Raw genomic sequence first — 12,806 nt, 5'->3', positions numbered from 1 at the left:
ATGCGTGACGCAAGCTGGCTGGACTGGCCCTTTTTTGACGATGCGCACCGCAAGCTGGCGCACGAGGTGGACGCCTGGTGCGAGGCGTCGCTGGGCGACGTTGACCATCACGACGCGGACGCGGCGTGCAAAAAGCTGGTCAAGGCCATGGGCCAGGCCGGCTGGTTGCGTTACGCGGTGGCGGGCGGCCCGGGCGGCGCCTGGGGCGGCGCGTTGCCCGAAGTCGATTCGCGCGCCGTGTGCATCCTGCGCGAAACGTTTGCGCGCCACGAAGGGCTGGCGGATTTTGCCTTTGCGATGCAAGGGCTGGGCAGCGGCGCCATCTCGTTGATGGGCTCGGACGAATTGCGCCAACGTTACCTGCCGCGCGTGGCGCGGGGCGAAGCCATTGCCGCCTTCGCGCTGTCGGAACCCGATGCCGGTTCCGACGTGGCCGCGCTGGCTTGCGAAGCCACGCTGGACGGCGAGCATTACGTACTGAACGGCGCCAAGACGTGGATCTCCAACGGCGGCATCGCGGATTTCTACGTGGTGTTTGCCCGCACCGGCGAGGCCCCGGGCGCGCGCGGTATCAGCGCCTTCGTGGTGGATGCCGACACGCCGGGGTTCGACGTCAGCGAACGCATTGAACTGATCGCGCCCCACCCGCTGGCCACGATCACGTTCGACAACTGCCGCGTGCCGGCCTCGCATCGGTTGGGCGACGCGGGCCAGGGCTTCAAGCTGGCCATGATGACGCTGGACATTTTCCGCGCCTCGGTGGCGGCGGCCGCGCTGGGCTTTGCGCGCCGTGCGCTGGACGAAGGCCTGGCGCGCGCCAAGTCGCGCCGCATGTTCGGCCAGACGCTGGCCGACCTGCAACTGACGCAAGCCGCGTTGGGCGACATGGCGACCGCCATCGACGCCTCGGCGTTGCTGACGTATCGCGCCGCGTGGATGCGCGACGTGCAAAAGCTGCGCACCACGCGCGAAGCCGCGATGGCCAAGATGACGGCCACGGAATCGGCGCAGACCGTGATCGACCGCGCCTTGCAGATGTTCGGCGGCGCGGGCGTGGTGTCGGGGATGCCGGTGGAGAAGCTTTACAGGGAAATCAGAGCGCTGCGTATATACGAAGGCGCCACCGAAGTGCAGAAGTTGATCATTGCCCGTGAATTGTTGAAGTCGTAAGGGGCCATCGAGCCCTCGCCTTCCAGCAAGAAAAAACCACACCGCACCGCATCGCACATCAAGGGGAATTTCATGGAAGTATCCGCCCACATCGACACCTTTGCCCGGGACAATCTACCCCCGGGCGATCAATGGCCTGAATTCCTGCTTGATGGCCCCGACGTGGCCTACCCCAAGCGGTTCAATTGCGCTGTTGAACTGGTGGATGCCATGGCCGACCGCGGCTTTGGCGATCGCGTTGCGCTGCGCTGGCGCGACGGCGACAAGCAGGCCACGATGAGCTATCGCGAATTGGCCGCGCTGACCAACCGCATTGCGCGCGTGCTGACCGAGGACATGGGCCTTGCGCCCGGCAACCGTCTGCTGCTGCGCGGCCCGAATAACCCGATGATGGCGGCGGCCTGGCTGGCCGCGATCAAGGCGGGGCTGGTGACGGTGCCGACGATGCCGCTGCTGCGCGCCAAGGAACTCAAGCAGATCATCGAAAAGGCGCAGGTCCAGGCGGTGTTGTGCGATGCGCGCCTGAAGGAAGAAGCGCAGTTCTGCGCGCAGCCGGACCACGAACATCATTGCCCGCAGCTGACGCAGGTGATGTTCTTCAATGATGCCGCGCCTGATGCGCTGGACGCACTGGCCGCCGCCAAGCCGGACGATTTCACCGCCTGCGATACCGCCGCCGACGACGTGTGCCTGATCGCCTTTACCAGCGGCACGACCGGGTCGCCCAAGGGCTGCATGCATTTTCATCGCGACGTGCTGGCGATGTGCGACTTGTTCCCCAAGCATGTGATCAAGCCCGGCCCCGACGACATCTTCTGCGGCACGCCGCCGCTGGCCTTCACGTTTGGCCTGGGCGGGCTGCTGTGCTTTCCGTTGCGCGTGGGCGCCAGCACCGTGCTGGCGGAAAAGCTGTCGCCGGAAACCCTGCTGGAACTGATCCAGGACTTTCGCGCCACCATTGTTTTCACCGCGCCTACCTTCTATCGGCAGATGGCCGCGCTGGTCGGCAAGTTTGATTTGTCGTCGCTGAAGAAAAGCGTGTCGGCGGGCGAAGCCTTGCCGGACGCTACGCGCCAGCTGTGGAAGCAGGCCAGCGGCATCGAAATGATCGACGGGATCGGTGGCACAGAAATGATCCACGTGTTCGTCTCCAGCCCGCCCGACGCCGTCAAGCGCGGCGCCATCGGCAAGGTGGTGCCGGGCTATGTGGCGCGGGTCGTGGACGATGACATGAACCCGGTGCCCAACGGCACGGTCGGCCGCCTGGCCATCAAAGGCCCCACCGGCTGCCGCTACCTGGCCGACGAGCGCCAGCGCCGCTTCGTGCAGCAAGGCTGGAACCTGCCGGGCGATACCTTCATGCAAGACGATGAGGGCTATCTGTACTATCAGGCGCGCAACGACGACATGATCGTCTCGGCCGGCTACAACATCGCCGGGCCCGAAGTCGAAGACGCGCTGCTGCGCCACGAAGCCGTGGCCGAATGCGGCGTGGTCGGCGCACAGGATGACGAGCGCGGCCAGCTGGTCAAGGCGTTCGTCGTGCTCAAGCCCGGCTACACGGCCGGCGATGCGCTGGTGGCCGACATGCAGGCGTTTGTAAAGGCCAGCATCGCCCCGTACAAATATCCGCGCGCCATTGAATTCGTGGCCGCATTGCCCCGAACCGAAACCGGCAAGCTGCAACGCTTTGCCTTGCGCAAGATGGCTTGAGCGCGAAGTCGGGAAATCAGGAAATCAGAGAAACTCAGGAACTCATCATGGCCGCCGCATTCACCAGCCAGGTAGAAGTCCGCTTTCGTCATTGCGACCCGGCGGGCATTGTGTTCTACCCCCGCTATTTCGAAATGATCAATGACTTTGTCGAAGAATGGTTCGACAAGGGCATGGGCCTGCCTTTCCATGCCCTGCATGTGGACCGGCATATCGGCACGCCCATGGCCTCGGTGACGTGCGATTTCAGCGCGCCCAGCCGCTGGCATGAACGCCTGCGCCAAACGCTGGAAGTTCAGCGGATCGGCGGCGCATCGTTCAAGGCGCTGGTGCGCTTTGAAGGGCCGGACGGACAGTTGCGCCTGTCGGCCACGCTGACGATCGTGACGGTGGATTTACGGACGATGAAGTCCATGCCCATGCCTGCGGACCTGCGGGAACGCATGCAGGCTTATCTGGTTCCCGCGGCCTGACGCCGCGAGACCACCCTGTCGTTTGTTTTTTATAAATAGGATGAGACGTTATGAAGATTCTGCAACCGCCGGATTGGATGGCGCCCCGGGGCTATTCGAATGGTGTGCTCACCGAAATGACGGTGGGCAGCAAGCTCGTGTTCGTGGGCGGGCAGGTGGGGTGGAATGGGCAGCAGCAGTTCGAATCGGATGACCTGGCGGACCAGGTCCGCCAGACGCTGTCGAACATTGTCGCCATCCTGGCCGAAGGCGGCGCCAAGCCCGAACACATCGTACGCATGACGTGGTATGTCACGGACAAGGAAGCCTATGTGGCGGCCTATCCGGCCATCGGCAAGCATTACCGCGAATACATCGGCCGGCACTTCCCGGCGATGACGGCGGTGGAAGTGGCGGACCTGGTCGAAGACCGGGCCAAGGTTGAAATCGAAGTGACGGCGGTGGTGCCGGCCGCCTGAACCGGGCGGGGTGCGGCGTCTTGATAGCCGGGGGCCTTGCCCCCGCGCCGCGTTCTATCCTTGCCCACGCCGCGTCTCGCGCGGCAGTTCGCCAAACCGTTCCCGGTAATACTCCGAGAACCTGCCCAGATGTCCAAAGCCCACGCCCAGCGCCACGTCGGTGACGCTGGCGTGGGCGTCTGTCTTGAGCTTTTGCCGGGCCGTATCCAGCCGCAACGCGCGCAGCGCGATCATGGGTGTGGTGTCCCGATGTTCCTGGAATAAGCGGGTCAGCGCCGTGGCGCTGGCGCCGGCGTGGCGGGCGATGTCGGTCAAGGTCAGCGGGGCCGAGAGGTGCTCGCGCATATACGATTCCGCCAGCGTCAGGCGGCGCGGCAGGCGCGGCGATTGGCCTGCTTGCGATTGCCAGCTGTTGGGCTGGTTGTACAGCAGGTGCAGCACCAGCGTGTCTTCCAGGTGTTCCAGCCATGCCGAGGGCGGGCGCAGGGCGCCGTCATCCAGCGTGGGCAGCAGGTGAATCATGCTGGTGACCATGCTGCGCCAGGCCGCGCCCACCGGGTTGTCCAGGCGCAGGGCGGGGCTGAAGTCCAGCGGCAGGGTGGCGGCGTCGCCAAAGGCGCGGCGGCCGATGGCTTCGAGCTTGCCGCGCGGAATCTTCAACAGCAGCTGTTCGCAGCCGGCTTCCCAGTGCAGCCGCAGCGGGCGATTCGGCGCGATGACGGCGGCGCAATCGGGATGGGCGTCCACGCAGTCGTCGCCGCATTGGATACGCGCGCGGCCACGCAGCGGCACCTGCACCAGCATGAAATCCTGCAAGCGGTCGGGTTCAATATGCACTTCGGCGCCGTAGCGCAACGTACAGACCGTCAGCGCGCCAAACCGGCCCCGGTTCAGCTCGGCGTCCACGCGGCCACCCTTCCAGGTCAGCCGGTGTTCCTTCAGCGCTTCGGACACGCGCGTGCGTGTCTCGTCCTGTTGCGTGGAGCTGAACACGCGGCGCTTGAATAGCGGCGCAAGTTCTAGTCGTGACCAGCCGTGCATGGAAGCCTCCGGAACGGGAACGCTCCCGTATCTGGGGCCAGAATAAATTAATCGTCCAGGGTTTGGAATTAAGTGAATCCCGGATAAGGCTGGGCGGAATCGGATAGAGCGGGGCGGCCGGGCGGCATACGCTAGCCCAAGCTCTCTTGCGGGTCTTGGAGGGCGTCGTCACGGCGCGTAAGCTTGGCGACTTCGATCGGCGGCATGCGTGTACCGACGGCAGACGGGATCTGTCAGCTTTGCGCCAGCGTGGCTGGCGGCGAAAACGGGGTGGCCCATGATTCAACATCTTTGGAGCCGGCGCGCGCTGGCGGCACTGGTCTGTATGTCCGCCATGGCAAGCGCCGGGGCGGCGGACAAGGTCAAGGTGGGGTTGCTGACGACGTTGTCCGGGCCGGGGTCGGCGCTGGGCAATGAGATCCGCGACGGCTTCAATCTGGCGCTGCAACATACCGGCGGCAAGCTGGGCGGCCTGCCTGCCGAAGTCATCGTGGCCGATGACCAGCAGAAGGCGGACGCGGGCCGCCAGGCGGTGGAACGCCTGCTCAAGCGCGACCGCGTGGACGTCATGACGGGCATTGTGTTCTCGAACGTGCTGCTGCCGGTGATGCCCGCCATCCTGCAATCGAACACGGTGTACCTCAGCACCAACACGGGCCCCGAGAACTACGCGGGCGCCGGCTGCAACCCCAACTTCTTCGCGGTGGCCTGGCAGAACGAGGACATCCCCGCCGCCATGGGCAAGTACGCCATGGACCAGGGCTACAAGCGCGTGGCGTTGATCGCGCCCGACTATCCCGGCGGGCGCGAATCGCTCAATGGCTTCAAGCGTCTGTACAAGGGCGGGCTGTCCGAGGAGATCTACACGCAGCTGGGCCAATTGGACTACGGCGTAGAAATTACCCGGCTGCGCGCCAGCAAGCCCGACGCGGTGTTTTTCTTCTTGCCCGGCGGCATGGGCGTGAACTTCATCAAGCAGTTCAACGGCGCGGGCCTGTCCAAGGACATCGCGCTATTGGCGCCCGGTTTCTCGGGCGACGAAGACACCATCGCCGCCGTGGGCGCGCCGATTGCGGGCATGCGCAACACGTCGCAGTGGGCGGCCGACCTGGACAACCCGGCCAACCAGAAGTTCGTCGAAGACTTCAAGAAGACCTACAAGCGCACGCCCACGCTGTATGCCTCGCAGGGCTATGACGCGGCCATGCTGCTGGACAGCGCCGTGCGGCAAACGGGCGGCAAGCTGGAAGCCGACGCGCTGCGTCCGGCGCTGCGGCGCGCGGATTTCAAATCGGTGCGAGGCGACTTCAAGTTCAACCGCAACCAATACCCCATCCAGAACTACTACCTGCGCGTCGTCGAGGCGGGCGCGGACGGCAAGCTGGCCAACAAGCTGTCGGGCACGGTGCTGACGCAGTACCAGGACCCGTTCGCCGCCGCCTGCCAGATGAAATAGGCGGCCGCGCGCATGGACCGTCGCGCACGGACTTTGCAACCCAGGCATCTTGCAACACAGGAGAACCGCATGACCCAATCCATCACGACGCGCGAGGTGACCGTTCCCTCGCACGACGGCAAGACCTTCAGCGCCTATCTGGCCGTGCCCGCCTCGGGCCATGGCCCGGGCCTGGTGCTGTGCCAGGAAATCTTCGGCGTGAACGACTTCATGCGCCGCGCCGCGCAGCTGCTGGCCGAAGAGGGCTACGTGGTGCTGGTGCCCGACCTGTTCTGGCGCCAGCAACCCGGCATTCAGCTGACCGACGGCCCGGCCGACATGCCGCGCGCGTTCGAGCTCTATCAGGGCTTTGACGTCGAGCAGGGCCTGAAGGACATTGCCTCTACCATCAGCTTGCTGCGCGACTTGCCCGAGCAGCAGGGCGGCGTCGGCGTGCTGGGCTATTGCCTGGGCGGCAAGCTGGCCTATCTGGCCGCCTGCCGCACCGATGTGGACGTGGCCGTGGGCTATTACGGCGTGGGCATCGAAGACAGCCTGGACGAAGCCGCCAACCTGCGCGGCCGCCTGGTGCTGCACATTGCCGAGCAGGACGGCTTCTGTCCGCCCGCCGCGCGCCAGCGCATCCTGGACGCGCTGGGCGGCAAGCCCGGTGTCGAGTTGTACGTGTACCCCGGCATGGACCACGCCTTTGCGCGCACGGGTGGCGATCACTACGACAAGCCCGCCGCGTTGATGGCGCACCAGCGCAGCATGGCCGCGCTGCAACGCGCCATCGGCCCCGAGTTCGATTATTCGTATTTGTGGGACAAGCATTGCGAATACGAATTCGGCACGCGCGACGTGGCGGCCACGATGGCAACGATGGTGGCCGAGCCCTACGTGAACCACATCCCCACCATGACGGGCGGCGTGGGCCACAAAGAGCTGTCGCGTTTCTACCAACACCATTTCGTCAACGGCAACCCGCCCGACACGCGCCTGATCCCGCTGTCGCGCACCGTGGGCGCCACCCAGATCGTGGACGAACTGCTGTTCTGTTTCACGCACACTACCGAGATCGACTGGATGCTGCCCGGCGTGCCGCCGACGGGCCGCACCGTGGAAATTCCGCTGCTTGCCGTGGTGAAGTTCCGCGGCGACAAGCTCTACCACGAGCACATCTATTGGGACCAGGCCAGCGTGCTGGTGCAGGTGGGCCTGCTGGACCCGACCGGCTTGCCGGTGGCGGGCCGCGAGACCGCCGCCAAGCTGCTGGATGAAACCCTGCCGTCCAACACGCTGATGGCGCGTTGGAAAGACAGCGAGAACAAGTAGGAGCGCCTGATGTCTTACACCGACCAACAATTGTCCGAGATGGTGCGCGGCGACAGCGTGCACCGTGGCGTCTACACCGATCCGGCTATCTTCGACCTTGAGATGCAACGCATCTACGGCCGCGCCTGGATCTACGTGGGCCATGAAAGCCAGGTGCCCAAGACGGGCGACTATCACACCACCCGCGTGGGCGATCAGGACGTGCTGATGGTGCGCGCGTCCGACGGCCGCGTGCACGTGCTGTACAACCGCTGCCCGCACAAGGGCGCCAAGGTGGTGGCGGACGGCGAGGGCTGCGTGGGCAAGTTCTTCCGCTGCCCGTACCACGCCTGGACATTCAAGCTGGACGGCAGCCATCTGGGCGTGCCGCTCAAGCAGGGCCTGGAAGGCACGTCGTATGACCCCACCGCCCCGGCGTTCTCGATGCGCCGCCTGGCGCGCGTGGAAAGCTATCGCGGCTTCGTGTTCGCCAGCCAGGCCAAGGAAGGCCCGGCGCTGGTCGACTTCCTGGGCGGCGTGCGCTCGTCCATCGACAACCTGTGCGATCGCTCGCCGGTAGGCGAGGTGGAAGTGGCCGGCGGAATTTTCCGCGTGATGCAGCGGTCGAACTGGAAGGTGTTCTACGAAAACCTGCACGACACGATGCACGCCCGTGTCACGCACGAATCGTCCTACGCCGCCGCGCGCGACGAGGCCAAGGAAATGGGCGAAATGCCACTTGAGCTGCACATCATGGACGGCAACGGCGAGCCCTACGAATTCTGGGAAAAGCTGGAGCTGCGCGCCTACGACAACGGCCACGGCTATATGGAAGGCATCTTCAACCCCGGCGCCGCCGAACGCGACCCCGTATCGCGCGCGCACTTCGACACGCTGAGCGCCGCGTATGGTGAAGACCGCGCGCGTGAAATCCTGGGCATGAACCGCCACAACACCGTGATTTACGGCAGCGGTTCGCCCCACACGGTGTTCCAGCAATTCCGCGTGATCCGCCCCATAGCCGTGGACCGCACGCTGATCGAAATCCAGACGTTCCGCTGCAAGGGCGCGCCCGACGGCGTCTTCAAGCGCGCGATGCTGTACGCCAACGTCATCAACTCGCCGTCGTCCAACGTCATGCCCGACGACATCGAACTCTACAACCGCTGCCAGGAAGGCAACGCCACGCGCGGCGGGGAATGGGTCAGCATGCACCGCTATCACGGCAGCGACCGCAGCGACGCGGACGGCATGGTGTCCGTCAACGGCACCAGCGAACTGCCCATGCGCAACCAGTTCCGCGCATGGAAGACTTATATGGAAGCCGGCGCGACGTCTAACGCGCCCGCCACGGGAGAAGGCGCATGCTGCTAGACCTGGATTTTGATGTCGGCACCACCGACCTGTCGCCCGCCGAGGTGCCCGCCGACGCCTATCACCGCATCGCGCAATTCCTGTATCGCGAGGCCCGGCTGCTGGACGAGCGCCGCTATGACGACTGGCAGGCGCTGTGGACGCAGGACGGCATGTACTGGATGCCGCGCGTGCATGGCCAGCAAAGCCCGTACGACCATATCTCGCTGTTCTGGGAAGACCGCATGCTGCGCGATGTGCGCATCCGGCGGCTGGAGCATCCGCGCAACTGGTCGCAACAGCCGCCCACGCGCAGCGTGCGGCTGGTGGGCGGCGTGCAGGTGGAAGGCGTGGACGCGGTCGGCAACCTGGTGGTGCACTCCGCGTTCCAGATGACCGAATGGCGCAAGCGTCAGCCGCGCCAGCTGGCGGGCCGCTACACGCACAAGCTGGCCGCCCAGGGCGACAGCTGGCGCATCCGCATGAAGCGCGTGGACCTGGTCAACTGCGACGACGTGCACGATGTGTTCGAGGTGTTCGTGTGATGCCCGCGGATACCGCGGTGCTGGCGCTGCACTACCAGAACGACGTGTTGCATCCCGACGGCAAGATCCGCGTCGGGCTGGACGCGGACAACGGCGCGCGCCAGCGCCTGCTTGATAGCGCGGCGGCGCTGCTGGACGGCGCGCGGGCGCGGGCGCTGCCCATCGTGCATGTGCGCATTGCGTTTCGTCCGGACTACGCCGACCTGCTGCCCAACTGCGCCATCTTTCGCAACGTGGCGTCCATCGGCGCGGTGCCCGAGGGGCAGTGGGGCAGCGAGTTCTACGACGGGCTGCAACCCGTGGCGGCAAGCCCGCGCGAGTTCGTGGTGAAGCACACCCGCATCAGCGCCTTTTACGGCACGCCGCTGGAGGAAACGCTGCGCGTGATCGGCGCGCGCCGGCTGGTGGTGGCGGGCGTGGCAACGCATTCGGTGGTGGAAGGCACGGTGCGCCACGCCGCCGATATCGGTTTTGACGTGATGGTGGCAGAAGACGCCTGCGCTTCCGCCGACCTGTCCGTGCACGAGGCCTCGCTGGCCAGCATGCGGCTGATTGCACAAACGGGCTCGGTGGCGGAAGCTGTGCGCTGGGCCGCCGCGCCGCACTGACCAAGGATTCTTCATGGACTTTTCTGGCTTTCCCGGCTTGACCGGCAAGACCGCCATCATCACCGGCAGTACGCAGGGGCTGGGCGCGGACATTGCGCGCGGCCTGGCGGCGGCCGGCGCCAACGTGGTGCTGGTGGGGCGCAACGCGCAGGCCGGGCAGGCGCTGGCGCAAGAACTGGACGGGCGCGCGCTGTATTGCGAAACCGACATCGGCGTGGATGCGCAGATTCAGCGCTGCATCGACGCCGCGCTGGCCCGCTTCGGGCGGCTGGACATATTGGTGAACAACGCCTGCCAGTACGCCGACCACGGGCTGGCGTCATCGCGTGAGCAATGGCATGCCACGCTGGACACCAACCTGGTGTCCGCCGCCATTTTCACGCAGCGGGTCGCGCCGCATCTGCCGCGCGGCGGCGTGGTGGTCAACATGGGCAGCACGGGCGGCAAGTTCGGGGCGGCCGGGCGTGCGCTGTATCCGGCGTCCAAGGCGGCGATGCTGCAAATCACCAAGAACTTCGCGGTGGAATTGGCGCCGGCCGGTGTGCGGGTGCTGGCGGTGTCGCCGGCGTGGACGTGGTCGCCCTCGGTTGAACAGCTGTCGGGCGGATCGCGCCAGGCGGCGGACGCCGTGGGGGCGCATTTTCATCCGCTGGGCCGGGTCGGGTCGGGCGACGAAATCGCCGCCGCCGTGTGCTTTGCGTGCTCGGACGCGGCCTCTTGGATGACCGGTGTGGACATCCCGGTGGACGGCGGCTTTTCCATCCTTGGCCCCGACCGCGGCATCTCGCCGCGGGTGTGGTTCAAGGAACTGGCGCCCTGAGCCAACCTAGCGGATAACGATTTCGCCTTCTTCAAGACCCGCCTTGCCGCCCACCTGGTCTTCCAGGAATTCCTGCACCTTGTTGCCCAGCTGAATCTTCGCGCCGCTGCAAAAGCGGCGTGTGGCGGTGACGGTGGCGGTGTGCAGCGGTTGCAGGTCGCGCACGAGTTGCCCTTCTTCTTCGTCCAGGGCGATCAGGTCGCCGCTGAGTTTGACGTGGGTGTTGCGCGCGCGCTCAACCACGTCGCCCGGGGCGCGCTGCGGGTTGGCCTGCAAGAACATCAGCAGCTGTTCCAGCTTGGCCTTTTCCTCGTTCATCTTCAGGCGCTTGCGCGTCAGCGCGGAACGCTTGATGTCGGCGTGCGGGTCCAGCCCGGCTTGTACCAGGGTGGGAATCCCGGACGGCGAGCCGATGGTGCCGGCGCGCACGGCGTTCAGCGCGCGGATCTGGCCGCCCGTGATGGCGCTTTGCTGCGTGTTGGGCGGCCCGACGTGTACGCTGCCGCCCGCTGCGATGCTGCTCTGGCGGATCTCGCGTTCCACGTCCACATCCTGTCCGGCGCTGATGATGGCGTTTTCAATGAACTTGGCGCGCAGCATGCCGCCACAGACGATGTGGGCGGTGCGCGCGGTGGCGGACGGGTCCTGCAAGGCTTCCGCCATGCCGATGATGCCGCCCTTGACCGTGACGCTGCCGCCGGCTTCCACCAGGGCCGCTTCGATGGTGCCGTTGACGACGACGTCGCCCGTCACGCGTACTTCCATCGTGGCGGCGATGTCGCCACGCACCTGCAACGAGCCTTCGAACGTGATGTTGCCGGTGGACAGGTTGACGGCGTCCACCTCGACCATCGGGTTCACCTGCACGCCGTGACTGATCAAGGTGGGCGTGCCGGCAATGCTGGCCCGCAGCAGCAGCGGGTCTTCGGGGTCGACCTCGACGCCGGACAGATCCCTGGAGAAAGGGGTGTCGGGCAGTTCGTCGGGCAGCACCGGTTCGCCCAGCACGTTGACGCCGTCCACGCCGGGCAATGGCGGAATGCGGCGCATCAAGGGCGTGCCGGGCGATACCAGCAACAAGCTGCCCAGGTCGCGGTAGTCCACCTGCGCCAGTTCGTCGATTTCCTGCGCGCGCGGTTTCAGGCGGTCCAGCAGGCTTTCAAAGCGGGTTGGGGTGCCGCGCGTGGGGGGCGTGCCCTGGGCAATGACCACCGTTTCGCGCGTGCCCTTTTCAACGGCCTCGGCCAGCGCCTGCTCCAGCACGCCGTGCACAATGCCGCGGTCGGCCACCGCCTGGCGCAGTGTGTCCAGCGTGACGGGCTGCCCGCCCTTGGGCGGGTGCAGCGTCAGCAACGCGGTCATGCGGGTGGGGTCCAGTTCCAGTTCGAACGCGCCGTCCACCACCATGCCCACGGGGAAGTGGACGGGCTCGGTGGCGCTGCGGCAGCGGTCGATGAAGGCCAGCACGGCGTGGTTGTCCAGCGCTTCGGCGCCCCAGCCGTTGGCGACGGCGGCGGCGGTCAGCGTGTCCCAGCTGGGGATGTCGGTATTGAAGGGCGGGGCGGGCTCGGCTTCGACGGCCAGGTCGGCGTCGGCCTGCTGCGCATCGCCGTCGCCGTCGGCGGAGTCGGAGCGGGAGCTGGAGCTGGAAACGGAATCGGCGGACGGCGCCGCGCTGTCGGTGGGAGAGGGGTCCGGGCGTGGGGGCGGCGTATAGGTTGCCGACAGGACGTTGGTGCTGGCTTCCAGCACCAGCTGGAGCGTGTTTTCTGCGTCCATCTTTGCCTCTCCGTGCCTGGCACGACCGGCCAGGTTCATTCATTTGGAAAATAATCGAAATATTACGACATATTGAGCGTCGCGTCCGCCGTATGTC

12 protein-coding genes are annotated in these 12,806 nt (G+C 66.0%); 10 read left to right on the top strand and 2 right to left on the bottom strand.

The genetic code is table 11. The features are described 5' to 3' along the window. The 4 genes from V6F88_RS22320 (at nt 1) to V6F88_RS22305 (ending at nt 3,814) form a co-directional block, all read left to right on the top strand. Nucleotides 1-1,170: an acyl-CoA dehydrogenase family protein gene (locus V6F88_RS22320; protein WP_332612602.1), complete on the top strand. Its 1,170-nt coding sequence runs from the start codon at nt 1-3 to the stop codon at nt 1,168-1,170. Nucleotides 1,171-1,242: 72 nt separating this feature from the next. Next, a complete protein-coding gene (locus tag V6F88_RS22315) occupies nt 1,243-2,883 on the top strand; it encodes an AMP-binding protein (RefSeq protein ID WP_332612295.1) in 1,641 nt (546 codons plus the stop codon). A gap of 47 nt (nt 2,884-2,930) precedes the next feature. Further along, nucleotides 2,931-3,356: an acyl-CoA thioesterase gene (locus V6F88_RS22310; protein WP_046806567.1), complete on the top strand. Its 426-nt coding sequence runs from the start codon at nt 2,931-2,933 to the stop codon at nt 3,354-3,356. A 50-nt stretch (nt 3,357-3,406) separates the two neighbouring features. Beyond that, a complete protein-coding gene (locus tag V6F88_RS22305; protein WP_332612294.1) occupies nt 3,407-3,814 on the top strand; it encodes a RidA family protein in 408 nt (135 codons plus the stop codon). A gap of 54 nt (nt 3,815-3,868) precedes the next feature. Here the strand turns inward: V6F88_RS22305 and V6F88_RS22300 are convergent, their stop codons facing one another. Further along, nucleotides 3,869-4,855, bottom strand: a complete 987-nt coding sequence (locus V6F88_RS22300; RefSeq protein ID WP_332612293.1) for an AraC family transcriptional regulator — start codon at nt 4,853-4,855, stop codon at nt 3,869-3,871. Nucleotides 4,856-5,132: 277 nt separating this feature from the next. Here V6F88_RS22300 and V6F88_RS22295 point away from each other — a divergent pair, with 277 nt between their 5' ends. From V6F88_RS22295 to V6F88_RS22270, 6 genes are all read left to right on the top strand, one after another. Further along, nucleotides 5,133-6,311, top strand: coding sequence for an ABC transporter substrate-binding protein (locus V6F88_RS22295; protein WP_332612292.1), 1,179 nt, complete (start codon nt 5,133-5,135; stop codon nt 6,309-6,311). Between the two features lie 69 nt (nt 6,312-6,380). Beyond that, the gene (locus tag V6F88_RS22290) at nt 6,381-7,625 is read left to right on the top strand and encodes a dienelactone hydrolase family protein (RefSeq protein WP_332612291.1); all 1,245 of its coding nucleotides are present in this window, start codon (nt 6,381-6,383) and stop codon (nt 7,623-7,625) included. 9 nt (nt 7,626-7,634) lie between these two features. Further along, entirely contained in the window at nt 7,635-8,978 is a 1,344-nt protein-coding gene (locus V6F88_RS22285) for an aromatic ring-hydroxylating dioxygenase subunit alpha (protein WP_332612289.1), read from the top strand. Further along, nucleotides 8,969-9,502 (top strand): aromatic-ring-hydroxylating dioxygenase subunit beta, encoded by a 534-nt coding sequence (locus V6F88_RS22280; protein ID WP_332612287.1) that lies wholly within the window; start codon nt 8,969-8,971, stop codon nt 9,500-9,502. Before V6F88_RS22285 ends, V6F88_RS22280 begins: the two co-directional genes overlap by 10 nt. Beyond that, nucleotides 9,502-10,110 (top strand): isochorismatase family cysteine hydrolase, encoded by a 609-nt coding sequence (locus V6F88_RS22275; RefSeq protein ID WP_332612285.1) that lies wholly within the window; start codon nt 9,502-9,504, stop codon nt 10,108-10,110. Before V6F88_RS22280 ends, V6F88_RS22275 begins: the two co-directional genes overlap by 1 nt. Before the next feature lie 13 nt (nt 10,111-10,123). Continuing rightward, on the top strand, nt 10,124-10,930 hold the full coding sequence (locus tag V6F88_RS22270; RefSeq protein ID WP_332612284.1) for an SDR family oxidoreductase: 807 nt from the start codon (nt 10,124-10,126) through the stop codon (nt 10,928-10,930). Between the two features lie 6 nt (nt 10,931-10,936). On the opposite strand, the gene V6F88_RS22265 is transcribed toward V6F88_RS22270, so the two are convergent. Beyond that, nucleotides 10,937-12,709, bottom strand: a complete 1,773-nt coding sequence (locus tag V6F88_RS22265) for a DUF342 domain-containing protein (RefSeq protein WP_332612283.1) — start codon at nt 12,707-12,709, stop codon at nt 10,937-10,939. Between the last annotated feature and the right edge of the window lie 97 nt (nt 12,710-12,806).

Origin of the sequence: Achromobacter sp. ESBL13 (assembly GCF_036668755.1) — a bacterium.
In the GTDB taxonomy this organism is placed as follows: Bacteria; Pseudomonadota; Gammaproteobacteria; order Burkholderiales; family Burkholderiaceae_B; genus Achromobacter.
The sequence above is the reverse complement of the archived record's forward strand: the minus strand, read 5'-3'. Positions and strand labels throughout refer to the sequence as shown.